Annotated in this window: 1 protein-coding gene; it reads right to left on the bottom strand. The window is 44.9% G+C overall.

The features are described from left to right. Nucleotides 1-312 (bottom strand): type I restriction-modification system subunit M N-terminal domain-containing protein (locus tag BTV99_RS13050; protein ID WP_143507239.1); only part of this gene is annotated, 312 nt, incomplete at both ends.

The following is a 312-nucleotide window of genomic DNA, read 5'->3' as shown; positions in this document are numbered from 1 at the left end:
ATCTTCCATAAATACCAGTGAGGTTGTCAGACGAACGATATCACGCGGGGTAAAATGCTCCCCTGCGGTCTCGTTAGAACTTTCAGCAAAGCGGCGAATCAGCTCTTCAAACACAAAGCCCATTTCATGGTTAGAGATCGCCTCAGGGCTAAGATCCGTAGTGGCAAACATCCGCACCACTTTATATAGCAGGTTGGCATCAGCCAATTGACCGACAAACTCTTCAAATTTAAAGTGCTCAAATATCTCACGCGCATCTTTAGAGAAGGATTGCACGTAAGTGTTTAGGTTATCCTTAATATCGCTTTGACC

It is taken from the genome of Psychrobacter sp. Rd 27.2 (assembly GCF_001921755.1).
GTDB classification, from domain to species: Bacteria; Pseudomonadota; Gammaproteobacteria; order Pseudomonadales; family Moraxellaceae; genus Psychrobacter; species Psychrobacter celer.
This window is presented reverse-complemented; position numbering and strand designations above follow the sequence as displayed.